Genomic DNA, 23514 nt, shown 5'->3' on the forward strand with positions numbered 1-23514 from the left:
TTGCCGACGCTGACCGATTGGGCCTATCCCCTGGCTGAGTCCCTGCTCGCCGACCCGCTTCCGCGGCGCTGGAAGCACTGTCTCGGAGTAGCTGAAAGGGCGCGTACGATCGCGCTCGCTCTTGACCAGGACTCGGATCTCTTGGAGGCCGCAGCGGTACTGCACGACATCGGCTATGCGCCGGACCTGGCCAAGACGGGCTTTCACCCGCTGGACGGGGCCCGCTATCTCCGAGACGTGGCCGACGCCGATGAACGGGTCACTAACCTGGTTGCTCACCACTCCTGCGCATGGTTGGAGGCAGAAGCTCGTGGCATGCGTGAGGAGTTGGAGGGTGAGTTCCCCCGCGAGAGCGCGCACCTGAACGATGCGCTCTGCTACTGCGACATGAACACCACGCCGGACGGCACGCCCACGAACCCGATCGATCGGATCAACGAGATCACCGGACGGTACGGGCCGGAGAGCTTGATCGGGCAGTTCATCCGTCGGGCCGAACCCGAGATCCTGGCGTGCACATCGCGCGTGCTCGAACGGGTCGGCACCGCCAAGCGTCAGCCGATGTAGGGAGTCGGGCGCGTCCGGTCCATGGCGTGCTCGATCCGGAGCCGCATCGTGGGGTGTACGTCCAACGTCGTCAGGTCCGCTGGATCGACCCAGCGGACCTGAGTCGTCTCGTTGCTCGTACGGAGTTCGCCGCCGACCGGTCGCGCGCGGAAGCAGATGCTGAACTGCTGGCGCACCTCGCCGTCGTCGTACTGCATCACGTGACCAGGGTCGGTGTAGATCCCGGACATGTCGACGACTTCGGCCTTGATGCCCGTCTCTTCCCAGACCTCACGCACAACAGTGTCGCTGATGGACTCACCAACGTCGTGCCCGCCGCCAGGCAGGGCCCAACGGCCGTTGTCTGACCTTTGGATCATCAGCACCTGCCCCGCATCGTTCTGCACGAATGCCACGACGGAAGGCACCACCGAGTTGGCCGGCGGGCCATCGGGGTCGTGAAGGAAGTCGATGCGTCCCATGGCTCATGCTCCAGTCATGTCGTGTTCGGTCACTGGCCTTGCGCCTTCCCAGGTCTGCTGCACGCTATTGGCGAAGGTGTCGAAGAGCCCGGCGCCGGGGAGTCGCCGTAGGTGCAGAACCGGGGCCAGGTAGGCGCCGATGCCGTACACATGGGTGTTGACGAGCATCTCGTCATCCACACGGTAGATCGAGTTGTAGAGCACGGTGTCGTGCAGGCGGAACTCGATCTCGGGGTGGCTGATGAACATCGGGCTGTAATTGACCAGAGCGTTGCGGATCTTGCCGTCCATGATGCGGTGACCTTCGTCGATACCGCGCTGGAGGACAGCCCCACACGCAGGGTCACCCATCAGGACGCGAATCGCGACGCTCTTCGATTTCGCCTTGAGGACCGACAGGAAGCGCGGGTCTTCCGCGAGGCCGATGCCTGCGTAGACAAGTATGTCGATGCGCTCCTTAGCGCGCTCGCACATCTCCCGCCACAAGTCCGTCGGTACGACGTGGCGATGCGGGTAGACCGTGACGATCTCCGCTTTGCTCAGGTCGGCCGCGGACTCCTGCGTCCGGGAGTCGTCCCACAGCATCGTTACGTCGACCTGGAGCGCTGTCGCCGTCGCGTACTGGTGGCGCCGGTAAGGCACCTTGCCCTGCGTGACCCAGCGCTCGATGGTCTTGGGGATCACCCCGATCTCGGCAGCCAAGTCCTGGATCGTCATGCCGCGCGCCAACAGGGCAGACCGCAGTCGTTCGTTGGACACCTTTACCCCCGCGTGGACTTCTAGGGACTTCTTGACCGTAGCCAGATGATTTCGAGCTGTCTACGTTCGGGGTGACCAACTCCCCTGGCCTGGGGTGATTCTGAATGTGCGCCAAGAAGGCCCGGCGCAGAACCCAAGCAGTTCCGCGCTCGTACTTGACGGACCACTATGCAGTACCTGTAAAACAGGTACTGCAAGGCGGACGGCTCCGGACGGAGTTGATCCGGCGTACGCAGACCCATCAGTGCGCGCAGCAGGACCCCGCCGGGCTCGCTTACACGCGGTCCGAGCGGGAGGGGAGACGTAGAAGTCCGTCGTCTTCACGGATCGATCGGTGTCATCGGCTAAGCCGTTGGTCTGACCCTCGGGCGTAGACCCAGGGACCGGATCGGCGGGAATCCCGGTGATTGGGCTGCACCCGGTCCATGACAGGTAGCCATTCCAGGGAGATCGACTCAGCGAGTGACGACTGAGTGACGCGGTGACCGCGCGCCGACCAAGAGGAGGCGGAGCAAGGCGCATACGGGAGCCGCGAGACGACAGTGACGGGCTTTCCCGTCACTCGTCATGCGGGCAGGGCGCCGTCCTCACGTCGGTGCCCCTGCCCGCTTGATGAGTACCTCGAAGGTTCCACCTGCACCGCCTGCGGTGCAGTCCCCCTTTCCCGCGGCGCACGCCTGTTGAGGCACCTCCAGGCGCATGCGGCCGCTCCCCTTGTGAGGAGAGACCTCCATGAAGTACATCGTTGCCGGTCATCAGGCCGTCTCCGAGGCCGAGTTCGCGGAGCTGGCCCTCGGTACCCCGGTTGAGCTGTGGCTCGGGGTGGAGGGCGAGAGCGACGAGGAGCGTGCGGGCCGCCTGGACGCGGCCCGTGACATCCTCGCCGACCCCGAGTACCGCAGCCTGCCCGACGACCTGGTCCGCCTGGCCGCCCGGGTGGTCGACGAGAACCCGGGCCTGTTCAACGTGGTCCCGCTCGCTCGCCCCGCTCACCGCCGCATCGCGCGTCGGGGGGTTGCGGCATGAGCGAGGCCCTGACGTTGGATGACCTGGCGGTGCCGCTGCGGGTGCTGCGCCTGCTGGCCGCGGACTTCGGGCACCTGCCGGCGCCCGCGGTGCGGGTGACCACGGTGTGGCCGGACCGGTTGGAGCTGGAGTTCCACGACGACCTGGCCGGATTCGAGGCGTGGCGGGACGTGTTGGGCATCGCCCCGGACGCGGTCACCCACGCCACGCAGAGCGCGGGCCGCACCCGCGTCCTGCACGCGCATCTCGAGTACGCGGGCGCCCGGCTGGAGTTGGTCGGCTACGGCCGTATCCCCGCCCCGGTCGCAGTTGGAGCGGCGGCCTGATGTCCGTCACCTGGGGCAAGTGCTTCGACCCGAACGGCGCCCGGCACGGCATCCCGACGTGGCCGTGGCGGTACGCGCCGGACGGGTTGGAGACCAGGCGGCAGTTACGGGCCCGCGGCCTGCGCCCCGGCGGCCAGCCGATCGCCGGCCAGATACTCCGACCGCGCTACCGGCGCGGACCGCTGGTCGCTTACCTCTACCGGCTCGACAAGGCACTGCCGGTGCGGCCGATGACCCCGGCCAAACGCCGGGCTCTGGCCTGCGCGATGCAAGCGCGCAGGACCTGTCCGCAGTGCCGCCAGGACGCCGGATACGTCATCCCCTCATCCCTCGGGGTCTGCGTCCCCTGCGCCTACCCCGACGAGCAGAACAAGGAGTGATCACATGGACTGGAAGAAGGCCGCCCGCCAGGCGGCGCACTGGTGTCTGCCGGCCGGGCTGACTGGCCTGTCGCTGGGCTGGACCGTCTACGCGGTGGGCGAGATCCTCTCCCACCAGGCCCCGGCACCGCTCGCCTACACGGTGGCCGGGATCTACGACGCGGTGTGGCTGTACGCCCTGGCCATGGAGACCGCCCACCGCCGCCAGGGCTCAAAGGCAACGCTGCCCACCGCGCTTGGCTGGCTGTTCCTGGTCACCTCGGTCGAGGTGCTGTTCACCCACGGCCTCCTGTACGCCACCGCGGTTGTCGCGGTCATCGGCGCGGTGGTGCCGGCCGCCGCCAAGGCCACGCTGATCATGGCGGTGGAGCGGGAGGTCACCCGGATCTCGCCCGCGGCTCAGGCGCAGATCGACGCGGTGCGCAGCGCGACACGCGACCAGGTCGCCATCGGTCGCGCGGTCACCCGCGCCAAGACCGACCGGCAGACCACCGCCGCCATCCTGGAGCGCGAGGAGCACAAGGCCCGCGGCAAGGCACAGAAAGTGCGTCACGAGGCAGCAGACAAGCTGACCAAACTCACCGCCGACCACCCGGTCGACGAGGCCCCGCAGGAGATCCCGGCGCTCTTCTCGGACGAGGACCTGGCCCGGGTGCTGGGCCAGTGGTCGGACGGGGGCGTGTCCCCTGCCGTGTCCCCGGGTGTGTCCCCTGTGTCCCCCCAGGTCAGCCCCGTGTCCCCGGCGCCGGAACTGACCGCCTCGCAGGGCGAGGGACACACCCCGCTCGACTGGTCGGCCCTCGTGCAGGTGGCGGCCGTGGCTGGCGTCGAGACCCCCGAGCCGGGCGAGCCGCTGAGCGAGGAACAGCTCACCGTCGTACTGCGCTGGCTGCGCCACTCCGACAACCCTCCGCTGTCCTACCGCAAGGCGCTGGCCGCGTACCGCGCGGCCGGGTTCGTCGCGAAGGAAGAGCGGGTGCGCAAGGCGTACGCGGCACTGATCGACGCGGAGGACGCACAGCCGTAAACGAGCGTCCGGCACACACCAATGACGGCCAGCCCACGGGAATTGGGCTGGCCGTCGTTGCGACTGCCGGAAGCAGTCGAGCACCAGTGAAGCAGACCCGGTGAGCCCCGGCGAGCGGCACGTTCGCAGACCCGGTGCAGACCCGGCGAGCTGAGTACGGCACACCATCCCGACCCCTGTTGATCGGAAGGGAACTTCCCTGGTGAACACCTCATCCATGCGCCGCCGGCGCCTCGCGGTGTTGGCGGCGGTCGCCGTCAGTACGGCCCTGTCCGTCGCGATCGGGGTGCAGCTGGCCGGCTACGGCCTGCCGCTCGCGCTGCTGCTGGCGTGCTGCCTGTCGTGTCTGGCCTCCTTCTCCAGCCTGCTGTTTCGGCTGGTGGATGGGTGGTCGATGACCACCCACCGCTGCACCGCATCCGGCTGTGACTTCCAGGTGCGGCTGACGCACGCGGGAGCTGCGGAAAGCCGGCGCTGGCAGGAGATCGCCACCCGTCACCCCGACCACCGCACCCCGTGAGCCAGGAGGCCGCCATGAGCACCGTCCACCCCATCAGCGCCGGCGGGCCGGGCCCGCTGTTTTGGGTGCTGTCCGTGGACAAGCCCGGTGTGGTCTCCACGACCCGCAGCGGCACCTACACCCCGCGCCCCGGCGCCACCCGTGAGGACGCCTACCTGGAGATCTATCAGGAGGTAACCGCCGGCCACCACGCGCTGCGGGGTGCCACGGTCCTGTTCTTCTCGCTGGAGCCCAACCGGCTCTGACCAGCCTGTTTCCCCCATGCGCAGGGCCCGGACGCCCAGCCTCGCAAGCATCGCGTCCGGGCCCTGCTCTCCTCCATGAAGGAGTGCTCTCAGCATGACCGAGACCACCACCGAACCGGTAGCTCACCCGGCTACCACCCAACCCCCGCCCGAACCCACCACCCCACCCGCCGGACAGCCCCAAACACCTTCTGCTGAGAGGGAGTTGGCGCACACTGCGGGCGGCATACCGGTCCTGCCGCTGACCTTGGCCGGTACGAACGGTGCGGTGGGCGCGGTCAGCACCGTTGCTCTGGTCGGCGGTCCGATCGCGCTCGCGGTGGCCGCGGGCGGCGCCGCTGTCGTGGGCACCACGGCCGCGATCCGTGCCCGCCGCCGTGCCACCGGCACCGGCGGTGGTCGTGGTTCGGCCAGCTCCGGCCACCGGCGCAACGCCTCGCGCACGTCCGCTTCCCGCTCCGGCGGTGGCTCCGGCCTGTTCTCCGGCGGGCGCGGCCGTGGGCGCGGCTCCGGCGGCAAGTCCCGCACCGGCAACGGCACGGGAGGCTTGGGCCTGCGGTCCGGCGGCCGTGGCGGCGCCAGTCGTCACAGTGGGGGTGGGCGTCCCACGTCTCGCCCGGCTACCTCCCGCAGTGGGGCGTCCCGCTCCGCTGCCAGCGGCACCGGTGGCGGACGTTTGGGGCAGGTGCGCGCGCTGCGCAACAGCAGCCGCAAGCAGTCACCGACCCGGGCCGCGGCCCGGCAGCAGAACACCGCGGCCCGCCGTCAGATCGCCGATGCCCGCCGCAACGCCCGCGCCACCAACCGCGCCAACAAAGCCGCAGGCTCGCGTGGTCTGTTGGGGCGTGCGGGCGGTTGGGCCGCGGGCAAAGCTGCCGCCGGCAGCCGCGCCCTGGTCAACAAGGCCCGCGCCGCCCGTGACCGCGCCACCGGGGCGCAGGTCGCCGCCAAGCGGGATCAGGTACGCAAGGCACCCGCCCGCCGTAAGGCCCGCTGGGGGCTGCTGAAGTCGGCGGCCCGCTTCCAGGGCCGGCGCCTGCTCGCCGCCCTGGCCGGCGGCGCCGCCGGAGTCCTGGGCTGCCTGACCACCCCGATCGGCAAGAAACTCGGCTGGCGGGCCCTGATGCACCCCGGGCGGCGCCTGTACGCGCGGCTGGTTGCGACCGCGCGCGCCAAGCAGGCGGCCCGTGACGAGCAGATCCGCGCCACCCGGGCGGCGGAAGAGGCCGCAGCGGACTGCGCACAGCAGGAGATCGGGGACCGCGTGCAGCGTCCCGCCTCGCTCATCCCGACGTTTCTTTCGGCTGTTCAGGAGGCCATCAGCGTGTCTGGTTTCAAGTTCGAAGAGGCCGCGGCGGAGATGGAGAACGCGGCCCGCACCTACGACCCCGACGGGAACATGGAAGTTCTCGCGATGATCGACAACCTCCCCACCGCGATGCTGTCGATCGCCAACACCTTCCGCATCCTGGCCGAACGCTCCGACGAGGAGTTCGCCTTCGAGAAGGACGTGGCCGCCGGGTTCGACGACATCCACCGCACCCTGCTCAACGCGGTCGACGCCGCCGAAACCCTCGTACCGCTGTTCCGGCGGGTCCACGAGCAGGACATCGCCCGCCACGAGGAACCCCGCAACGGCACCGAGGCCGAGAAGGGCTGGAACGTCTGAGATGACTGCCGAGGCCACCATGACCAAGCAGAACAGCAAGCAGACGGATGCGGCTCAGGGTGGCCCGGTGTGGGACTGGGCAGCCGGCCACGGACCCATCACCGGCGCCCTGTCCGCCACCACCGGCATGTTCGCCGTCGCCACCACCGGCACAGCGACCGGCATGCCGCCCGGGTGGGCGCTGGCGGTGGGTGCGACCGGAGCCATCGGCCACACCGCCGCTGGCATCCGCCTGCGCAACGCCGGCCGGACCATCGCCGCCCGCGCCGCCTCCTGGCTCATCGGCGCCGGATGGACCACGTGGGCCGTCACCAACGGACCCCTGACCTGGCAAGCCCTCGGCTCACTGGCCGCCATCGGCGTCGGCATGGCCACCACCACCCGCTCCACCAACCTCTACGAGGAAGCCCGCGAGAGCGAGGCGCTCGCCGCCGAACAGCGTGCCGTGGCCGCGGAGTTGTCCGCGGAACGCCGCGCGATCGCGGAGGAGTGGGCGGAGCGGATCGAAAGGATCTGCGGCATCCGCCTGCACATCCTCGCCGTAGAGAAGTGGGCCGCAGGCACCGGGTTCACCATCGACGCCGAACTGCCCGGCGGCGCCACCTACGACCAGATCAGCAAGCGGTCGGCAGTGCTGTCGGCGGACGCGCATCTACCGCACGGCTGCACCGCCACCGCCTCCCCTGGCGTCCACCAGGGCCGCGCCCTGATCGACGTGGCCACCGTCAACGTCCTCATGGACGAACGCACCTACCCCACCGACTACGGGCCGCTCTCAGTCCTGACCGGCATCCCCTGGGGATACCGCACCAACGCCGACGAGATCCTCGCGTTCCTGCGCGAGCAGTGCGCGCTGGTGGTCGGGCCCACCGGGTCGGGCAAGACCAACATGGTCCACGCCATCCTGGCCGGGTTCGCCCGCGCCACCGACATCCTGCCGTGGGTGATCGACCTCAACGCCGGATCGGCCGGCCTGCCCTGGGTCCTGCCCGCCCTCAACCACCAACCGGCAGAGGGTGAGCGCAAGTGGCGGCCCGGCATCGACTGGCTCGCCTCCACGTATGAAGAGGCACTGTTGATGCTGGACACCGCGCTGGCGGTGGCCCGGTATCGCAAGACCTCCTACCAGGAACTCATGCACCGCAACAACACCGACCTGCTCCCGGTCAGTTCGGCGATCCCGCAGATCATGCTGCTGATCGACGAGGGTGCAGAGATCCTGGTCAGCACCGACCGGCGGATGCGCAAGCTCGCAGAGAAGATCCTGGAAGTCATCCGCATCGCACGCTCCATGGGCGTCCGCACCGTGCTGACCGCGCTGGGGGCCACCGGCAGCGTGCTGGGCAACCTGATGATCCGCCGCGAGGCCAAGGTGCGCGTCGCCCTGACCGGCGGCGAAACCGAGGGCATGGACCTGTCCAAGATGTTCCCCGGCACCCGCGGCCTCAGGGTCGAGCAAGCCCCCTACAAGGGCGCCGGCTTCATGAGCACACCCGAATCGCCGGCCGCGCTGTTCAAGACGTGGCGGGTCCTGCCCCACCAGATCCGCGAGATCGTCGCCGCCACCAGCGAACGCCACCCCACCCTCGACACGGTGTCCGCCAAGGCCGCCGGCGAGGCGTACGCGCGCCGCTGGGACGGGGACCGCACCGCCTGGATGGGCAACCCCGACACCACCCCCATCCCCACCGGCCAAAGCAGCGGTGCGGGCGGGCGGTCCGGGCTCAACCTGTCCGCCCTGCGCGACGAACCCGACACCACCCCGGACACGCGGGCGGGGTCGGAGGTGGATCGGCTCGCGGACGCGTTCATGCGCGAGATCGACGCACAGTTCGGCACCACCGACGAACCCGACCCGTCCGCCCCGACACCGCGCCCGCAGCGGGAGCGGCCGGAGCGACGCGGACTGAACCTGTCCGCGCTGCGGGACGACGACAGCGCGCCCGCACCACAGGGCGGGGCGGGGCCGGAATGGCTCGCGGACGCGATCGCCGCGATCGCCGACGCCGGCGCGGTGGGCATGAAGCCGTCCGCCGTCGCCGACCGCGTGGGCCGCAGCCGCCAAGCCGTCCGCGAGGCACTCAAGGCAGCGGCCGAACGAGGCGAACTGGTCTACCGGGACAACGGACCGCACTCGGTCTACGTCCACCCCGACCACGCCTGAACGCTCACACACGGCTACCGGCTAGTGGCTAGTGGCTACCGCCAACTTGCCACTAGCCGGTAGAACACCCCGCTACTGGCCACCAGGGGACCTCAACAGGCTCTTTTAGGTTGCCAGTAGCCACTAGCCAGTGACCACTACAACCACACACCGTCACCACGTGGGCGCCCGCCGGAACACCTCCGGCGGGCGCCCACGTGTCCCGGCACACCGGAAGGACATACCTGATGGAGCACCGTGAACCGCCCGGAGTCTTAGCCCCGCACATCCCGGCCGACGCCTACCACCGCGCGCAGGCCACCGGTCAGCCCGTCGTGTTCGTCGTCCAGGACAACACCGCCGCCTTCCCCTGGCGGCGCCTGGCCTACCCGTTCGCTATCGCCGGCGCGGTCGTCATCGGCGGGTGGGGACTGGTCGCCGCTCTCGCCTGGCTGCTCGACATCGCCGCCCACACCGCCACCGTCATCGCCGGCGCCGCCGGACCTGTCGGGGTCGGCGGCATCACCCTCAAACTCGCCCGCTCCAAGTAGCCCAGGACTCAGCCGTGTTCGAGATCCGCGTCATCTGCGAGCCCACCGACACCGACCGCGTCAGCCGGGCCCTGGCCGCCGCGTTCGACACCGGACCCGCCCGCCGGTACCCCACCCGCGACGGCAAGCGCGTGCGCCTGCATTTCACCGCCGACCACCAGCCCACCGAACCCGAGAGCGAGTGACCATGTCGTTCGGAGAAACCTCGATCACCCTTGTCGGCAACCTGACCGACGATCCCGAGCTGAAGTTCACCGAGGGCGGCGCTGCGCTGGCGAAGTTCACCATTGCCGTGACCCCGCGCACCTTCGACCGCACGTCGAACGCGTGGAAGGACGGCACCACCGCCTTCTACCGGTGCGCCGCCTGGCGCCAGCTGGCCGAGCACATCGCCGACAGCCTCAAGAAGGGCTCGCGCGTCGTCGCCAACGGGCGGATGCGCCAGCACGACTGGACCAACGAGCAGGGCGAGAAGCGCTCCATGCTGGCCGTCGAGATCGACGACATCGGCGCCTCGGTCCGTTTCACCACCGTGATCATCAACGCCAAGCGCACCGGCCAGAACGGCCCCGCCGGCGATGACCCATGGGCCACCGGCAACGGTTCCGCCGCGGGCGCGGCGGACGCCGATCCCCCGTTCTAACTGCGCCAAGGGCGGCCCCTTCGTCTCGCCAAAGTCGCGGGGCCGCCCTTGTCCACCCACCAGTCAACTGACCTGTGGAGGTCTCCAGCATGACCCAACCCACCGCCATCGGGCGACTGCTCGCCCCGTCCGAACCCGTGAAGGTGTTGGACGCCTTCTGCTGCATCGGGGGCGCCACCTGCGGATACCGGCGAGCGTTCGGCCCCGAATGCCACATCACCGGCGTCGACATCCAGGCGCAGCCCGACTACCCGGGCGATGCATTCCACCAGGGCGACGCGATCGACTTCATCCGCGCCCACGGCCACGAATTCCACTTCATCCACGCCTCGCCCCCGTGCCAGGGCGAGGGCGCCCCCACCAAGGGCACCAACAAGGCGCGCAACGCGGCGATCGGCCGCACCTACCCCCGCCTCATTGCGCCCACCCGGGCCGCCCTGGAAGCCGCCGGGAGGCCGTACGCGATGGAGAACGTGCCCGGCTCCGAGGTCCGCAAGGACATCCGGTTGTGCGGGGAACAGTTCGGACTCGCAGTACTCATGCACCGCTACTTCGAACTCGGTCACTGGACCACCGCCCGCCCGGCCCACCCCAAGCACCGCGGCTACGTACGTGGGTGGCGGCACGGCGAGTACCGCGAGGGCCCCTACGTCGCTGCGTACGGCGAGGGCGGCGGCAAAGCCACCGTGGAGGAGATCCGCGCCGCGAAGGGCATCGGCTGGTCCACCGACCACCGCAGGCTCAGGGAGGCCCTGCCGCCCACCTACACGGAATGGGTCGGCCGCGCCTACCTCGCCACCCTCGCACCCACGTGGGAGGTGGCGGCATGACCGAGCCCCTCACCGTGTCCCTGGAGACCCTGCACCTGCTGTCCGCCGCCCTGCTGTGCGGCGAGCGAGGCTGGCCCGTCATCCCGCTGGTCCCGGGCGCAAAGCGGCCCACCGGGCACCCCGAACGCGACTGCCCCCGCACCGGACGCTGCGCAAACGGGCACCTCACCCCCGAACAGCGCGCCACCACCGACTCCGACCTGATCCACGCGGCATGGGCCCACCACCCCTACAACGTGGGGATCGCGACCGGACCGGCCGGCCTGCTCGTGGTCGACCTGGACATGCCGAAGGAGGAAGAGCAGGAAGGAGCGCCTGACGGCGCCACTTCTTTCAAGGCGCTCTGCGAGCGCGCCGGACAGCCATATCCGTACACCTACCAGGTGCGGACCCCCAGCGGGGGCCGACACGTGTACTTCGCGGCCCCGCGAGGGCCGCGGTTGAAGTGCAGCGTCAAGCGACTCGCCCCCAACATCGACACCCGCGCATGGGGCGGCTACGTCGTCGCCGCGGGCAGCACCACCCCGCAGGGCGCCTACGAGGTAGCCGAAGCGGCTCCGGTGGCCGCGCTCCCGACCTGGCTGGCCGCGCTCCTGACCAAACCAGCGAAACCCGCTGACTCTCCTGCGCTCGCTCCGGTATTGGACGGCACCAGGGCCGCGCGCACGGCGCTGGAGCGGGAGTGTGCGGTCATCCGGGCCGCCCGTGAGGGCGGGCCGAACGGGCGCAACAACACGCTGCATCGCAGTGCGTGCAAGGTGGCCCGGTTCGTCGCCTGGGGACACATCGACCGTCACACGGTCGAAGAGGCAATCCAGGCGGCGGGGGAGTCGACGGGGCTGCCGGCTGCCGAGTGCCGCACCACGATCCGCAGCGCCATGGAGTGGATCGTGGCGCACGCGACACCGCGGGAGGTCGCGTGACCACTCACCGATCCCCCCGCCTGGATTGCCTCATCCCCGCCCCCAACGGGCCACAGGACGCCCTGCCCGCCGTGCCACGGCCGGGCGGGGGCGGCCGACAGAAGGTCGCCCGAAGGGCGTCCTTTCAGCCCTCCCCCCCGATCCACCGCACCTCGTGCCCGGCACGTAACTCCGAAGGGAGGAACGCCGCATGACCAGCTCCAACGCCCCCATCGACGGCGCCGCGCTGCTCGATGAGGTCGAAGCGTTCCACCGCAGGTTCAACGTCTTCCCCCGCGAGGCTGCCTACGTCGCCGTCACGCTTTGGGATGCGCACGCGCACCTGATCGACGCGTTCGACGGCACCGCCCGCCTCGCCTTCCTCTCCCCCGAGCCCGGATCGGGCAAGTCCCGGGCCTTGGAAATCGTGGAGACCCTCACCCCGCGCGCCGCCACCACCGTCAACGCCTCAGCCAACGCCCTGTTCCGGCTGGTGGAGGCCGATGGTGGAACCCCGACGCTGCTCTTCGACGAGATCGACACTGTTTTCGGGCCCAAGGCCGGAGGCAACGAAGAGGTCCGCGGATTCCTCAACTCTGGCTATCGGCGGGGTGCCAAGTCCCTGCGCTGCGTCGGCGACGGCTCCAACCAGAGCACCGAGTGGTTCTCCTCGTTCTGCGCGGTCGCCATGGCCGGACTCGGCTCCCTACCGGACACAATCCTGACCCGCTCAGTCATCATCCGCATGCGCAAGAAGGCCCCCAACGAGAAGGCCGAACCCTACCGCCGGCGCGTCCACGAGAAGCAGGGCCACGCCCTGCGTGACCGCCTCGCCAAGTGGGCCGACACCATCAGGGACGACATCGCCGCAGCCTGGCCGGAGATGCCCGACGGGGTATCCGACCGGCCCGCCGACGTATGGGAACCTCTCCTTGCCGTCGCCGATGCCGCGGGCGGGCACTGGCCCGAGCGAGCCCGCACGGCCTGCCTGGAACTGGTCCGTGCCGCTGGTGAAGGCAGCGGTTCCTCCATCGGCATCCGGCTGTTGACCGACCTGCGCGACAAGGTGTTCTGCGGAGCCGAGCGCATGCCCACGGCCGCGATCCTCGAACTCCTTCACCGGATCGACGACGCCCCGTGGGCAGACATGGACGGCAACGGCAAGCCCCTCAACGCCCGGTCACTGTCCAAGATGCTCGGGGAGTACGTCACGGCGAAGAACGAGCCGATCGGGCCCCGATCCATCCGCACCACCCAGGGCGTCCCCAAGGGCTACTACGCCGAAGATCTCGCGGACGCGTGGCTCCGCTACTGCCCCCCACCCCCCGGGGAAACCGCTACATCCGCTACATCCGCTACACCGCAGGTCAACGGGGGTGAATCCGTAGCGGAAGAGCTCCCCGGCATCCGCTACATCACCCCACAAGCCGCTACCGCCGACCGCACTGCGTAGCACCACCCATCCGCTACATCCCACCCATCCGCTACACGCAACAGGCCCCTGAGCTGCGGTGTAGCGGATGTAGCGGATGTAGCGGATTTCTGAGAGGGACCGGCATGCCCCCGAGAGGGGTTGTGGCGGTCCCCCTCCCTCGTCTGTCCCTCCTGATGTCTCAAGGAGCCCCGACATGGCTACCCCTACCCGTCGCCGCCGCGCGCCCAAGGACGAACTGGTGCCCCTCAGTGACGTGCTGGACGAAATCGGCATCACCCGCGCCACCTGGTACCGGTGGCGCGACCGCGGCTACACGCCGGAGGCGCGGCGCACGCCTTCCGGTCGCATCTGCGTGCGCCGAAGTGTCCTGGACGCCTTCAAAGAAGAACTGGATGCCGCGTGACTGAGTGGACTTACGACGTCAAGATCTGGGCCATCCGCAAGCGCGATTCGACGCGGAAGCCCTACCAAGTTCGCTGGGGTACGGGCAGTCGCCCGCACTCGGAATCCTTCAAGACGTTGGGCCTGGCGGAGAGCCGTCGGGCCCAACTCATCACCGCCACGCGTGCGGGCGAACCGTTCGACGTGGAGAGCGGGCTCCCGAAGTCCTTGTTCGCCAAGGAACGGGACATCTCGTGGTACGAGCACGCCCGCAACTACATCGCCATGAAGTGGGACCACTCCCCCGCGTCCACCCGCCGCACGCTCGCCGAAGCCATGGCGACCGTGACGCCCGCTCTGGTGAAGGACACCAAGGGCATGCCGGACCCGCGAGTCGTACGCACCGCCCTCTACAGCTGGGCATTCAACAAGAACCGATGGAAGGAAGACCCGCCGGCCGATGTGGCGAAGGTGCTTGCATGGTTCGAGCTGAAGTCCCTGTCCACATCCGCTCTGGCTGACCGCATGCGAGTCCGCGCCGCGCTGGACGCTCTGACCAAGAAACTGAACGGCGGGACGGCCGCCGCAAGCGTGATCCGCAGGAAGCGGGCCATCTTCCACAACGCCCTCGGCTATGCCGTGGACGCCGAACTCCTGACGGAGAACCCCCTCCCGGGCGTCCAGTGGAAGGCTCCCGAACAGGTGGAAGAGGAGGTAGACCCGGCGTGCGTGCCGGACCCGGCTCAGGCCGCGACGCTCTTGACCGCCGTACGGGATCAGAGCCCGCGGGGCCGCCGTCTGATGGCGTTCTTCGGCTGCATGTACTACGCCGCGGCCCGGCCGGCCGAAGTCATCGGCTTGCGCCTCCAGGACTGCGACCTACCACGTCGCGGGTGGGGGAAGCTGCGGCTGAGAGAGACGCGACCGCGGTCCGGCTCAGCGTGGACGGACAGCGGCGAAGCCCACGACAAGCGGGGCCTGAAGCACCGCCCGCGGAAGGCGGTTCGGGAGGTCCCGATCCCGCCGGAACTGGTTGCTCTCCTGCGGTGGCACGTCACGGCGTACGGCACGGCACCGGACGGCCGACTGTTCCGCACGCAACGCGGCGGGCTGATCCAGGACACCGGATACGGGGAGGTCTGGGCTGAGGCTCGAACACGAGCCCTGACACCCGCTCAGCGACAGTCGGCACTGGCCAAGCGCCCTTATGATCTTCGTCACGCGGCCGTCTCCACGTGGCTCAGCTCTGGCGTGGAACCTCAGCTAGTGGCGAAGCGCGCCGGCCACAGTGTGGCCGTCCTGTTCCGCGTCTACGCGAAGTTCCTCAGCGGCGGAGATGAGGCCGCGAACGCCAAGATCTCCGCCCGCCTGGAGGGGCGCTCCTAGCGTCAGAAATCCCGTCCACGTCTGGGCCACGCAGTTCGAGATGGGACGTTCGAACACGAGACAGAGCGAGACAGTACGTCTGTCGCCAGAGCACACGACAAGGGGCCCGTGACCAGCCGTTTCGGCTGGTCACGGGCCCCTTGTTTTTCGTGTGGCGGCGCCAGGATTCGAACCTGGGAAGGCTGAGCCGGCAGATTTACAGTCTGCTCCCTTTGGCCGCTCGGGCACACCGCCGGGGTTTGCTGCCCTTCGAACCGTCTTTCGGCGGTGCTCCGTGGCAACGACGTAAACAATACCCGATGCCGAGGGGTGCTTCGCCACCCGATTGATCTGCGCCCGGAGGGCATGTGGTGACTAGGCTTGGGCGGATGCGGCCCGGGTCCACGCCGGGCTCGGCGCCCGCCTCCACGTACGCCGATACGCACCCGTACGCACGCCGACACACCCCGATACAAGGAGCCACAGGACATGGCCGACTCCAGTTTCGACATCGTCTCGAAGGTCGAGCGGCAGGAGGTCGACAACGCCCTCAACCAGGCCGCCAAGGAGATCTCCCAGCGCTACGACTTCAAGGGCGTGGGTGCCTCGATCTCGTGGTCCGGTGACAAGATCCTGATGGAGGCGAACTCCGAGGACCGGGTCAATGCCGTCCTCGACGTCTTCCAGTCCAAGCTGATCAAGCGTGGGATCTCCCTGAAGGCGCTCGACGCGGGCGAGCCGCAGCTCTCCGGCAAGGAGTACAAGATCTTCGCGTCGATCGAGGAGGGCATCTCCCAGGAGAACGCGAAGAAGGTCGCGAAGATCATCCGTGACGAGGGCCCGAAGGGCGTGAAGGCCCAGGTCCAGGGCGACGAGCTGCGGGTCAGCTCGAAGAGCCGTGACGACCTGCAGTCCATCATCGCCCTGCTGAAGGGCAAGGACTTCGACTTCGCGATCCAGTTCGTGAACTACCGGTGAGCCGCTGATCCAGCGATTCACAGCGATGCACGAGGAAGGGTGGGCACCTGGCCGGTGCCCACCCTTCTCGCCTGCTGGCTGCGGTTCGGGGGTGTCAGTCGCGCGAGTTGCCGAAGAGGAGACGGTAGGCGATCAGGAGCACGAGGGAGCCGCCGATCGCGGCGGCCCAGGTGGGCCCGTCGTAGAAGCTCTTGCTGACCGGGTGGTCCAGCCAACGGGCCGATATCCAGCCGCCGATGAAAGCACCCGCGATGCCGATGAGGGTCGTCCCGATGAAGCCGCCCGGGTCCCGGCCCGGCAGCAGGAACTTGGCGATGGCTCCGGCCAACAGCCCGAGGATGATCCAGCCGATGATGCTCATGCCCTGAACCTGCCCTTCCGCGCTGTGTCCGCACTGCCCGTGGCCTGTGATCTACGTCCCGGCCGACTGGGCTTGTGCTGGAGCGCTTGGGTTGGACGACGTGCTCGTGCGACTCGCGTGTGGTGCTCTTCGTGCGGGTGTTCGTGTCCCGTTGATGAAGAGGACGTCCGTACTGCACCTTGCGGTTGCAGAGATCAGTAGGGTGCGGCGCATGACAGGTTCCGGTGCCGAACTGCGGCGCACGCTGGGCACAGGCGACGCCGTGGTCATCGGTCTCGGCTCGATGATCGGTGCCGGTATCTTCGCCGCCCTCGGCCCCGCGGCGCGCGCGGCCGGGTCCGGGCTGTTGCTCGGGCTCGCGGTCGCCGCCGTGGTCGCCTACTGCAACGCCACGTCCTCGGCACGGCTGGCCGCCCTGTACCCGGCCTCGGGCGGCACCTATGTGTACGGGCGGGAGCGGCTCGGGCCGTTCTGGGGTTATCTCGCGGGCTGGTCGTTCGTGGTCGGAAAGACGGCCTCCTGTGCGGCGATGGCGCTGACGGTGGGTGCGTACGTCTGGCCGGGGCAGGCCCATGCCGTGGCGGTTGCCGCCGTGGTGGCGCTGACCGCGGTGAACTACGGCGGGATCCAGAAGTCCGCCTGGCTGACCCGGGCGATCGTGGCGGTGGTCCTCGCCGTCCTCGCTTCCGTGGTGGTCGTGTGTCTTGGGTCCGGGGCCTCGGAGGCCGGGCAGCTGGACACCGGGGTCTCGGGAGGTGTGAGCGGGGTGCTGCAGGCGGCCGGTCTGCTGTTCTTCGCGTTCGCGGGCTACGCGCGCATCGCGACCCTCGGTGAGGAGGTACGGGATCCCGCGCGCACCATCCCCCGCGCGATCCCCCTGGCCCTGGGCATCACGCTGGTGGTGTACGCGGTGGTGGCGGTGGCCGTCCTTTCCGTGCTCGGTGCTGCTGCTCTGGGCCGTGCTGACGCGCCGCTGGCCGAGGCGGTGCGCGTGGCCGGGGTGCCGGGGCTCGTGCCGGTGGTACGGGTGGGTGCCGTCGTGGCCGCGCTGGGTTCGCTGCTCGCCCTGATTCTCGGCGTCTCACGAACGACGCTGGCCATGGCCCGGGACCGGCATCTGCCGGGCGCGCTGTCGGCCGTCCACCCTCGCTTCCAGGTGCCGCACCGGGCAGAGCTGGCCGTGGGCGCGGTGGTCGCGGTCCTCGCCGCCACGGTCGACGTGCGGGGCGCGATCGGTTTCTCCTCCTTCGGTGTGCTCGCGTATTACGCGGTGGCCAACGCGTCGGCGTGGACCCTCGGTTCGGCTCCGGCAGCCCGGGTGGTACCGGTGGTGGGGCTGCTCGGGTGTGTGGTTCTGGCGTTCGCGCTGCCTGGGGTTTCGGTGGTCGCGGGCGCGGGGGTGCTGGCGGTCGGGGCGGGGGCGTATGGCGTACGGAAGTGGTGGGCGGGGCGGTAGGTCGGCGGCCGCGTCCTCCTCAAGGGGGCGTCAGGACGCGTGGGCCGGCGGTGCCGTGCGTATCCGGAACTGTGTCCAGGGAGTCATCTCCAACTCCTCGTTCATCTCCTCGTACCAGCCCGTGCCGTCGACCCAGGCTTGCAGCCAGTCCGTGAGGGTGGGGGCGTCCACGAACCAGGAGTGGTCGCAGTCACCGGCGTTCGGCTCGAAGAGGAGTACGGGGGCTTCCGGGCTGAGGCAGTCCACGCAGGCGTACATCGCACAGCCCCAGTGGGATATCGGCAGGACGCCCTCCGGCCAGGGCCAGTCGGGGTCCTTACGGCTGCTCTTGCGGTTGGCCAGGTATTGCACGACGGCCGCGGGCTCGCCGGACGGAGGGCTGTCGAGCAGGGGCAACAGGCCGTACTCCGGGCCGAATCCGCCGTCACCTATACGCAGGTAGAGGTCCGCGAGCAGCGGGGGCAGGCGGAAGCCCAGCGCTGCCTCGGCGCGGGAGAGGGTGTCCGCTTCCACCGGCTCGGGGAGGGAAGTCCAACCCCACGGCCGGGTGTTGCGGGCCTTGTCCGCCACCCGTGCCAGCAACTGCTCGCTCTCGGTCATGCATTCATGATGCAGGGCGGCACTGACAGCCGGGCAGACCTGTGGACAACCTCCGGGTTGTGGAAAACCCCGGGTGAACCTCGGCTCAGGCGAGGTGGACGTCGAAAGCGCAGCCGAGGAGTTCGTGGACGCCCCGGAGGGGAGGCGGGTCGGCGAAGAGATCTCGGCGTCCTCGCACAACGCCCACGTCCCCTCGTAGCCCTCCTCGCCCTCGTAGCCCTCCTCGCCCTCGAACTCGGCTTCCCGGTCGTACGACACCAGGACGTACTTGGGCGCCCCCACTCCCCCGGCCCGTCCGTCAGTGGGTCGCGAACGGCTCGTCCGTGGGGACGATTTCGCGGCCCAGTGGGAACAGGGACACGGGGATCAGCTTGAAGTTGGCGATGCCGAACGGGATACCGATGATCGTGATGCAGAGGACGAGGCCCGTCGCGATGTGGCCCAGGGCCAGCCACCAGCCGGCGAGGACCAGCCACAGGACGTTGCCGACGCAGGAGGGCGCGCCCGCGTCACGGCGCTCGACCGTGGTGTACCCGAAGGGCCACAGGGCGTAGACGCCGATGCGGAAGGCCGCTAGGCCGAACGGGATGCCGATGATGGTGATGCAGAGCAGCGCGCCCGCGGCCAGGTAGGCGAGGAACAGCCAGAAGCCGCTCAGGACGAGCCAAATGACGTTCAGGATGGTTTTCACTGGAGTCGACCTGCCATCTTCTCGAGCCGGGCGATGCGCTCCGCCATCGGCGGGTGCGTCGAGAACATCTTGGACAGTCCCTGGCCAGGGCGGAACGGGTTCGCGATCATCATGTGGCTCGCGGTCTCGATGCGCGGTTCGGGGGGCAACGGCAGTTGCTTGGTGCCCATTTCGAGCTTGCGCAGGGCGCCGGCGAGCGCGAGGGGGTCGCCGGTGAGCTGGGCGCCGGACGCGTCCGCCTCGTACTCCCTGGAGCGGCTGATGGCCATCTGGATGAGGCCGGCCGCAAGGGGTCCGAGAATCATGATCATCATCATACCGAGGAGGCCCGGGCCGTCATCGTCGTCGGAGCGGCCGATCGGGATCAGCCAGGCGAAGTTGACCAGGAACATGATCACGGATGCGAGGGCGCCGGCGACCGACGAGATCAGGATGTCGCGGTTGTAGACATGGCTGAGTTCGTGGCCGATGACACCGCGCAGTTCACGCTCGTCCAGCATGCGCAGGATGCCGTCGGTGCAGCACACGGCGGCGTTGCGCGGATTGCGGCCGGTCGCGAAGGCATTGGGTGCCTCGGTCGGCGAGATGTACAGGCGCGGCATGGGCTGACGGGCCTGGGTGGAGAGTTCGCGGACCATGCGATACAGGGCCGGTGCCTCGAACTCGCTTACCGGGCGGGCACGCATCGCGCGTAGAGCCAGCTTGTCGCTGTTCCAGTACGCGTACGCGTTGGTGCCCAGCGCGATCAGGACGGCCACCACCAGCCCCATGCGGCCGAAGAAGCTGCCGATGACGATGATGAGTGCGGACAGTCCCCCGAGGAGGACTGCGGTCCTGAGCCCGTTGTGCCGGCGGTGCACGGTACGCCCTCCAAGTGGTGCAGCAGGGGAACCCTTTGCTTGCTGATCTCCGATGTCTTCCGATGCCACCGGTCCGTGATGCCACGTCCAGTGGACCCTCCCGTTTTGCTCAACGCCAGGCGAGGGTCACTAGTTCCCTTGTGCGCACGGAGGCCCAGGTGGGCCGTCCGGGTGATGGTTCAAGGGCGGCTGTTCAGGCTGGGGAGGACCGGTTCAGAAGAGTCCGGTGTCGGTGAAGCGCAACACCAGCTGAGGCGCGCCCGAGAGGGCGACGCCGAGGACGCCGGTCAGGGCGAGCGCGGCTGTGAGGGGGGCGGGGACGCGGTGCGCGGCGGGTTCGCCCTCGGGGGCCCTGAACAGCAGCGTCGTCCATTGGAGGTAGTAGAAGAGCGCGATCACGACGTTGACGGCCATGACCACGGCGAGCCATCCGAGGCCGGCGTCCACGGCCGCCGAGAAGACGGTGACCTTGGCGAACAGGCCGATGATGCCCGGCGGCAGCCCTGCCAGGCAGAGCAGGAAGAAGGCCAGGAGGAGGGCGGCGAGCGGGTTGGTCGCGTAGAGGCCGCGGTAGTCGGTGATGCGGTTCGCGGCCCTCGTTCGGCCCACCAGCGCGGCCACCGCGAAGGCGCCGAGGTTCACGGCGGCGTACATGAGGGCGTAGGCGACGGTGGAGCCGACGGATCGCTCGGCGTCGTCGGAGTACGCGGCGGCGGCGATCGGGACGAGGAGGTAGCCGGCCTGGCCGACGGAGGACCAGGCGAGCAGCCGTACGGCGCTGTACGCGCGCGTGGCCTGCTGGCGCAGCGCGCCGACGTTGCCGACGGTCATGGTGAGAGCGGCGAGCGCGGCGAGCGCCGGGCCCCAGACGTCGGCGTACGACGGCAGGGCGACGACGGTGACGAGGATCAGGCCGGAGAAGCCGACCGTTTTGCCGACAACCGACAAGTAGGCGGCGATCGGGAGGGGTGCGCCCACGTAGGTGTCGGGCACCCAGAAGTGGAACGGGACGGCGGCCGTCTTGAAGGCGAAGCCGACGAGGGTGAGGACGACGCCGGTCTGGGCCAGCGTGTGGAGCTGTCCGTCGACGTTCTGGATGCGGTCGGCGATCTGTGTGAGGTAGAGGGTGCCCGTGGAGGCGTACACGAAGCTGATGCCCATGAGGCTGACCGCGGTCGCGGTGACCGAGGACAGGAAGAACTTCAGGGCCGCTTCGGAGGACTTCCTGTCGCCGTGCCGGATGCCGACGAGGGCGAAGGCGGGCAGGGAGGCGACTTCCAGGGCGACGACGAGGGTCGCCAGGTCGCGGGAGGCGGGCAGGAGTGCGGCGCCTGCGGCCGAGGAGAGCAGCAGGAACCAGTACTCCCCTTCGGGGAGTCTCTTGTCGGCGTCCTTGAGGGTGGTGACCGACAGGAGGGCCGCCAGGAGGGCGCCGCCAAGGACGAGGAACTGGATGACGAGCGTGAAGCGGTCGGCCGCATAGCTGCACACGTCGGCGTCGCCGGTCAGGCAGAAGGTGCTGCGGTCGCCGTCCAGGAGGGGAAGCAGCAGGAGCGCGGAGGCTGCCAGGCCCGCGACCGAGACCCACCCGAGCAGGGCTTTCTTCTGCTCGCCGACGAACAGGTCTGCGACGAGAACGACGAGTCCGACGACCGCGGTGAGGGTGGGTGGCGCGACCGCGAGCCAGTCGACGGACTGCACGAGGTTCGCAGCCAGGGGCTCGGCCGAAGAAGCCAATGGCTGAGCCATGGCGGCCAGGGTGCTCATCGGGTGCCTCCTGCGAGGAGCTGCTGGACGGCCGGGTCGGTGAGGCCGAGGAGGGCCTTCGGCCACAGGCCTGCCGCGACGGTGAGGGCGACGAGCGGCGTCCAGGCCGCGAACTCGTACGTGTGGACGTCGGCGAGTTGGGGTGCGTCCTGGGGTACGGCGCCCATGCAGACGCGGCGGACCACGACGAGCATGTACGCGGCTGTCAGGAGGGTGCCGAACGCGCCGATCGCCATGAAGGTGAGGAAGGCGGGGCGGCTGAGGTCGTCGGCGGGTTCGAAGGCGCCGAACAGGGCCAGCATCTCGCCCCAGAATCCGGCGAGGCCGGGCAGGCCGAGCGAGGCGACCGCGCCGAAGGCCAGCAGGCCGCCGAGGCGCGGGGCCTTGCCGTACAGGGCGGCTCCGGTCTCCTCGGCCAGGGTGTCGAGGTCGGTGGTGCCGGTGCGGTCCTTCAGTGCGCCGACCAGGAAGAACAGGAGGCCGGTGATGAGGCCGTGGGCGATGTTGGCGAACAGGGCGCCGTTCACGCCGGTCGGGGTCATGGTGGCGATGCCGAGCAGGACGAAACCCATGTGGCCGACGGAGGAGTAGGCGATGAGGCGCTTGAGATCGCCCTTCGCGCCACGCTTGGCGAGGGCGAGGCAGGCCAGGGATCCGTAGATGATCCCGACCACGGCGAAGGCGGCGAGGTAGGGCGCGAAGTCGCGGAAGCCGTCGGGGGCGATCGGCAGCAAAATCCGGACGAACCCATACGTACCCATCTTCAGCAGGACGCCGGCCAGCAGGACCGAGCCGACGGTAGGCGCGGCGGTGTGGGCGTCGGGCAGCCAGCTGTGCAGCGGCCACATCGGGGTCTTGACCGCGAGCCCGATCCCGATCGCCAGAACGGCGATGACCTGCACGGATGCGGACAGCGACCGGCCGTTGTCAGTGGCGAGTGCCACCATGTCGAATGTGCCCGCCTTGATCCCGATCAGGAGCAGGCCCAGCAGCATGACGACCGAGCCGAGCAGTGTGTAGAGGATGAAGCGCCAGGCGGCGGCCTGGCGGTCCTCGCCGCCCCAGCGGGCGATGAGGAAGTACATCGGGACGAGCACCATCTCGAACGCGAGGAAGAACAGCAGCAGATCGAGGACGGCGAAGGTCGCGAGGGTGCCGGACTCGAGCATGAGCAGCAGTGCGACGAAGGCCTTCGGGGTGGGGCCCGCGGGCATCTTGAAGTACGAGTAGAGCGCGCAGAGGAAGGTCAGCAGCGCGGTCAGGACCAGAAGGGGGAGGGAGATGCCGTCGATGCCGAGGTGGATGCGCACGTCGAGTGCGGGGATCCAGCTAATGTCAGTCGTGGCCTGCATCTTCGACGGATGGTCGTGGTCGAAGCCGAGTGCCAGGACGATCGCGGCGATGAGGATCACGCCGGTGACCGTCACACCGTGCCGCAGTACGGCCTGGTCCGGCGACTTCCCCTTCAGTCCGGGCGGAGCCGGCAGCAGAGCCGTGACGGCGCCGAGGAGCGGGCCGGCCACGACGAACGCCAGAAGGAACTGCATCACGGACTCGTTGATATCGATCAC

General features: G+C 69.3%; 28 protein-coding genes and 1 tRNA gene. 20 read left to right on the top strand and 9 right to left on the bottom strand.

What is annotated here, in order from left to right:
• On the top strand, nucleotides 1-567 hold the full coding sequence (locus tag OG841_RS19365; RefSeq protein ID WP_371566242.1) for an HD domain-containing protein: 567 nt from the start codon (nucleotides 1-3) through the stop codon (nucleotides 565-567).
• Here the strand turns inward: OG841_RS19365 and OG841_RS19370 are convergent.
• Complete coding sequence (locus OG841_RS19370; RefSeq protein ID WP_371566243.1) at nucleotides 555-1028, bottom strand: NUDIX domain-containing protein; 474 nt, start codon at nucleotides 1026-1028, stop codon at nucleotides 555-557. The two genes, OG841_RS19365 and OG841_RS19370, sit on opposite strands and share 13 nt — an antisense overlap.
• A 3-nt stretch (nucleotides 1029-1031) precedes the next feature.
• On the bottom strand, nucleotides 1032-1745 hold the full coding sequence (locus OG841_RS19375) for an XRE family transcriptional regulator (RefSeq protein WP_371570762.1): 714 nt from the start codon (nucleotides 1743-1745) through the stop codon (nucleotides 1032-1034).
• Nucleotides 1746-2519: 774 nt separating this feature from the next.
• Between OG841_RS19375 and OG841_RS19380 the strand changes: the two genes are divergently transcribed.
• The 16 genes from OG841_RS19380 to OG841_RS19455 all read left to right on the top strand — a co-directional run bounded on the left by OG841_RS19380 (nucleotide 2520) and on the right by OG841_RS19455 (nucleotide 15251).
• Complete coding sequence (locus tag OG841_RS19380) at nucleotides 2520-2813, top strand: hypothetical protein (protein WP_371566245.1); 294 nt, start codon at nucleotides 2520-2522, stop codon at nucleotides 2811-2813.
• Nucleotides 2810-3139 (top strand): hypothetical protein, encoded by a 330-nt coding sequence (locus OG841_RS19385; protein WP_371566247.1) that lies wholly within the window; start codon nucleotides 2810-2812, stop codon nucleotides 3137-3139. The genes OG841_RS19380 and OG841_RS19385 overlap by 4 nt, the downstream gene beginning before the upstream one ends.
• Nucleotides 3139-3519 carry an RRQRL motif-containing zinc-binding protein gene (locus OG841_RS19390; RefSeq protein WP_371566248.1) on the top strand — a complete coding sequence of 127 codons (381 nt, stop codon included), beginning with the start codon at nucleotides 3139-3141 and terminating at the stop codon, nucleotides 3517-3519. Before OG841_RS19385 ends, OG841_RS19390 begins: the two co-directional genes overlap by 1 nt.
• Before the next feature lie 4 nt (nucleotides 3520-3523).
• A complete protein-coding gene (locus OG841_RS19395) occupies nucleotides 3524-4546 on the top strand; it encodes a hypothetical protein (protein WP_371566249.1) in 1023 nt (340 codons plus the stop codon).
• 202 nt (nucleotides 4547-4748) lie between these two features.
• Nucleotides 4749-5066, top strand: a complete 318-nt coding sequence (locus OG841_RS19400; RefSeq protein WP_371566250.1) for a hypothetical protein — start codon at nucleotides 4749-4751, stop codon at nucleotides 5064-5066.
• Between the two features lie 14 nt (nucleotides 5067-5080).
• Nucleotides 5081-5311, top strand: a complete 231-nt coding sequence (locus OG841_RS19405) for a hypothetical protein (protein ID WP_371566251.1) — start codon at nucleotides 5081-5083, stop codon at nucleotides 5309-5311.
• A 94-nt stretch (nucleotides 5312-5405) separates the two neighbouring features.
• Nucleotides 5406-6980 carry a hypothetical protein gene (locus tag OG841_RS19410; RefSeq protein ID WP_371566253.1) on the top strand — a complete coding sequence of 525 codons (1575 nt, stop codon included), beginning with the start codon at nucleotides 5406-5408 and terminating at the stop codon, nucleotides 6978-6980.
• Between the two features lies 1 nt (nucleotide 6981).
• Entirely contained in the window at nucleotides 6982-9144 is a 2163-nt protein-coding gene (locus OG841_RS19415) for a hypothetical protein (protein WP_371566255.1), read from the top strand.
• 227 nt (nucleotides 9145-9371) lie between these two features.
• Nucleotides 9372-9674, top strand: a complete 303-nt coding sequence (locus tag OG841_RS19420; RefSeq protein WP_142141901.1) for a hypothetical protein — start codon at nucleotides 9372-9374, stop codon at nucleotides 9672-9674.
• A 14-nt stretch (nucleotides 9675-9688) separates the two neighbouring features.
• The gene (locus OG841_RS19425; RefSeq protein WP_371566257.1) at nucleotides 9689-9859 is read left to right on the top strand and encodes a hypothetical protein; all 171 of its coding nucleotides are present in this window, start codon (nucleotides 9689-9691) and stop codon (nucleotides 9857-9859) included.
• A 2-nt stretch (nucleotides 9860-9861) separates the two neighbouring features.
• The gene (gene ssb, locus OG841_RS19430; protein ID WP_371566259.1) at nucleotides 9862-10317 is read left to right on the top strand and encodes a single-stranded DNA-binding protein; all 456 of its coding nucleotides are present in this window, start codon (nucleotides 9862-9864) and stop codon (nucleotides 10315-10317) included.
• Nucleotides 10318-10406: 89 nt separating this feature from the next.
• Complete coding sequence (locus OG841_RS19435) at nucleotides 10407-11147, top strand: class I SAM-dependent methyltransferase (protein WP_371566261.1); 741 nt, start codon at nucleotides 10407-10409, stop codon at nucleotides 11145-11147.
• Nucleotides 11144-12070 carry a bifunctional DNA primase/polymerase gene (locus OG841_RS19440; RefSeq protein WP_371566263.1) on the top strand — a complete coding sequence of 309 codons (927 nt, stop codon included), beginning with the start codon at nucleotides 11144-11146 and terminating at the stop codon, nucleotides 12068-12070. Before OG841_RS19435 ends, OG841_RS19440 begins: the two co-directional genes overlap by 4 nt.
• A 190-nt stretch (nucleotides 12071-12260) precedes the next feature.
• A complete protein-coding gene (locus OG841_RS19445; RefSeq protein ID WP_371566265.1) occupies nucleotides 12261-13502 on the top strand; it encodes a DUF3631 domain-containing protein in 1242 nt (413 codons plus the stop codon).
• 175 nt (nucleotides 13503-13677) lie between these two features.
• The gene (locus tag OG841_RS19450; protein WP_371566266.1) at nucleotides 13678-13887 is read left to right on the top strand and encodes a helix-turn-helix transcriptional regulator; all 210 of its coding nucleotides are present in this window, start codon (nucleotides 13678-13680) and stop codon (nucleotides 13885-13887) included.
• Complete coding sequence (locus tag OG841_RS19455) at nucleotides 13884-15251, top strand: tyrosine-type recombinase/integrase (protein WP_371566268.1); 1368 nt, start codon at nucleotides 13884-13886, stop codon at nucleotides 15249-15251. The genes OG841_RS19450 and OG841_RS19455 overlap by 4 nt, the downstream gene beginning before the upstream one ends.
• Nucleotides 15252-15403: 152 nt before the next feature.
• On the opposite strand, the gene OG841_RS19460 is transcribed toward OG841_RS19455, so the two are convergent.
• A tRNA-Tyr gene (locus OG841_RS19460) sits at nucleotides 15404-15485 on the bottom strand.
• A gap of 234 nt (nucleotides 15486-15719) precedes the next feature.
• On the opposite strand from OG841_RS19460, the gene OG841_RS19465 reads away from it, so the two are divergent.
• Nucleotides 15720-16208, top strand: coding sequence for a YajQ family cyclic di-GMP-binding protein (locus OG841_RS19465; RefSeq protein WP_306977604.1), 489 nt, complete (start codon nucleotides 15720-15722; stop codon nucleotides 16206-16208).
• A gap of 94 nt (nucleotides 16209-16302) precedes the next feature.
• Here OG841_RS19465 and OG841_RS19470 read toward each other — a convergent pair whose 3' ends face one another.
• The gene (locus OG841_RS19470) at nucleotides 16303-16569 is read right to left on the bottom strand and encodes a GlsB/YeaQ/YmgE family stress response membrane protein (RefSeq protein ID WP_328640373.1); all 267 of its coding nucleotides are present in this window, start codon (nucleotides 16567-16569) and stop codon (nucleotides 16303-16305) included.
• A gap of 211 nt (nucleotides 16570-16780) precedes the next feature.
• On the opposite strand from OG841_RS19470, the gene OG841_RS19475 reads away from it, so the two are divergent.
• A complete protein-coding gene (locus OG841_RS19475; RefSeq protein WP_371566270.1) occupies nucleotides 16781-18025 on the top strand; it encodes an APC family permease in 1245 nt (414 codons plus the stop codon).
• 30 nt (nucleotides 18026-18055) lie between these two features.
• On the opposite strand, the gene OG841_RS19480 is transcribed toward OG841_RS19475, so the two are convergent.
• Nucleotides 18056-18625, bottom strand: coding sequence for an SMI1/KNR4 family protein (locus tag OG841_RS19480; protein ID WP_371566272.1), 570 nt, complete (start codon nucleotides 18623-18625; stop codon nucleotides 18056-18058).
• Nucleotides 18626-18698: 73 nt separating this feature from the next.
• Here OG841_RS19480 and OG841_RS19485 point away from each other — a divergent pair, with 73 nt between their 5' ends.
• Nucleotides 18699-18824, top strand: coding sequence for a hypothetical protein (locus OG841_RS19485; RefSeq protein WP_371566273.1), 126 nt, complete (start codon nucleotides 18699-18701; stop codon nucleotides 18822-18824).
• Nucleotides 18825-18923: 99 nt separating this feature from the next.
• On the opposite strand, the gene OG841_RS19490 is transcribed toward OG841_RS19485, so the two are convergent.
• From OG841_RS19490 to OG841_RS19505, 4 genes are all read right to left on the bottom strand, one after another.
• Nucleotides 18924-19316, bottom strand: a complete 393-nt coding sequence (locus OG841_RS19490) for a YccF domain-containing protein (protein ID WP_371566275.1) — start codon at nucleotides 19314-19316, stop codon at nucleotides 18924-18926.
• Complete coding sequence (htpX, locus tag OG841_RS19495) at nucleotides 19313-20176, bottom strand: zinc metalloprotease HtpX (protein ID WP_365118008.1); 864 nt, start codon at nucleotides 20174-20176, stop codon at nucleotides 19313-19315. Before htpX ends, OG841_RS19490 begins: the two co-directional genes overlap by 4 nt.
• 213 nt (nucleotides 20177-20389) lie before the next feature.
• Entirely contained in the window at nucleotides 20390-21943 is a 1554-nt protein-coding gene (locus tag OG841_RS19500) for an NADH-quinone oxidoreductase subunit N (protein ID WP_328640361.1), read from the bottom strand.
• Nucleotides 21940-23514, bottom strand: coding sequence for an NADH-quinone oxidoreductase subunit M (locus tag OG841_RS19505; protein WP_328640360.1), 1575 nt, complete (start codon nucleotides 23512-23514; stop codon nucleotides 21940-21942). The genes OG841_RS19500 and OG841_RS19505 overlap by 4 nt, the downstream gene beginning before the upstream one ends.

The sequence above is a fragment of the Streptomyces canus genome, assembly GCF_041435015.1.
Lineage (GTDB): Bacteria > Actinomycetota > Actinomycetes > Streptomycetales > Streptomycetaceae > Streptomyces > Streptomyces canus_G.

Coding starts and splice junctions, on each gene's coding strand:
- OG841_RS19370 (WP_371566243.1), bottom strand. CDS start 1,028: ATGGGACGCATCGACTTCCTTCACGACCCCGATGGCCCGCCGGCCAAC.
- OG841_RS19375 (WP_371570762.1), bottom strand. CDS start 1,745: ATGACGATCCAGGACTTGGCTGCCGAGATCGGGGTGATCCCCAAGACC.
- OG841_RS19380 (WP_371566245.1), top strand. CDS start 2,520: ATGAAGTACATCGTTGCCGGTCATCAGGCCGTCTCCGAGGCCGAGTTC.
- OG841_RS19385 (WP_371566247.1), top strand. CDS start 2,810: ATGAGCGAGGCCCTGACGTTGGATGACCTGGCGGTGCCGCTGCGGGTG.
- OG841_RS19390 (WP_371566248.1), top strand. CDS start 3,139: ATGTCCGTCACCTGGGGCAAGTGCTTCGACCCGAACGGCGCCCGGCAC.
- OG841_RS19395 (WP_371566249.1), top strand. CDS start 3,524: ATGGACTGGAAGAAGGCCGCCCGCCAGGCGGCGCACTGGTGTCTGCCG.
- OG841_RS19405 (WP_371566251.1), top strand. CDS start 5,081: ATGAGCACCGTCCACCCCATCAGCGCCGGCGGGCCGGGCCCGCTGTTT.
- OG841_RS19410 (WP_371566253.1), top strand. CDS start 5,406: ATGACCGAGACCACCACCGAACCGGTAGCTCACCCGGCTACCACCCAA.
- OG841_RS19415 (WP_371566255.1), top strand. CDS start 6,982: ATGACTGCCGAGGCCACCATGACCAAGCAGAACAGCAAGCAGACGGAT.
- OG841_RS19420 (WP_142141901.1), top strand. CDS start 9,372: ATGGAGCACCGTGAACCGCCCGGAGTCTTAGCCCCGCACATCCCGGCC.
- ssb (WP_371566259.1), top strand. CDS start 9,862: ATGTCGTTCGGAGAAACCTCGATCACCCTTGTCGGCAACCTGACCGAC.
- OG841_RS19435 (WP_371566261.1), top strand. CDS start 10,407: ATGACCCAACCCACCGCCATCGGGCGACTGCTCGCCCCGTCCGAACCC.
- OG841_RS19440 (WP_371566263.1), top strand. CDS start 11,144: ATGACCGAGCCCCTCACCGTGTCCCTGGAGACCCTGCACCTGCTGTCC.
- OG841_RS19445 (WP_371566265.1), top strand. CDS start 12,261: ATGACCAGCTCCAACGCCCCCATCGACGGCGCCGCGCTGCTCGATGAG.
- OG841_RS19450 (WP_371566266.1), top strand. CDS start 13,678: ATGGCTACCCCTACCCGTCGCCGCCGCGCGCCCAAGGACGAACTGGTG.
- OG841_RS19465 (WP_306977604.1), top strand. CDS start 15,720: ATGGCCGACTCCAGTTTCGACATCGTCTCGAAGGTCGAGCGGCAGGAG.
- OG841_RS19470 (WP_328640373.1), bottom strand. CDS start 16,569: ATGAGCATCATCGGCTGGATCATCCTCGGGCTGTTGGCCGGAGCCATC.
- OG841_RS19475 (WP_371566270.1), top strand. CDS start 16,781: ATGACAGGTTCCGGTGCCGAACTGCGGCGCACGCTGGGCACAGGCGAC.
- OG841_RS19480 (WP_371566272.1), bottom strand. CDS start 18,625: ATGACCGAGAGCGAGCAGTTGCTGGCACGGGTGGCGGACAAGGCCCGC.
- OG841_RS19500 (WP_328640361.1), bottom strand. CDS start 21,943: ATGAGCACCCTGGCCGCCATGGCTCAGCCATTGGCTTCTTCGGCCGAG.